This is a genomic window from Chryseobacterium sp. SIMBA_029 (assembly GCF_046535275.1).
Taxonomy (GTDB): Bacteria; Bacteroidota; Bacteroidia; order Flavobacteriales; family Weeksellaceae; genus Chryseobacterium.
In genome coordinates, this window is sequence record NZ_JAWRXA010000735.1 from 1 (window position 1) to 244 (window position 244).

The 244-nt window shown below is 62.7% G+C and carries 1 protein-coding gene; it reads left to right on the top strand.

The annotated features are described in order from the left end of the window. The coding region (locus SB679_RS25885) for a hypothetical protein (RefSeq protein WP_410705245.1) at window positions 1–244 on the top strand (244 nt) is incomplete at both ends.

Sequence of the window (244 nt, forward strand, 5' to 3'; positions counted from 1 at the left end):
GCCTCGAAGCCATGAACGATGCCTTCTTGTCGGATGCGTTGGCATACCTTGCCCACCCCGAGGAAGATGTGGTGCTGGTTCTGCGCCACTCCGGCGGGACGCGTGGCAAGAAGCTCCTTGACGCCGTCAAATCGGCCGGATGGCCGGTCGTCGAATGCCAACCACTGAAGAAGGACGTGGATAAGTCCGCGTTCGTCGTGTCGGAGTTCAGGGCAGGCGGACGGCGAATCGACGGCGAGGCGGT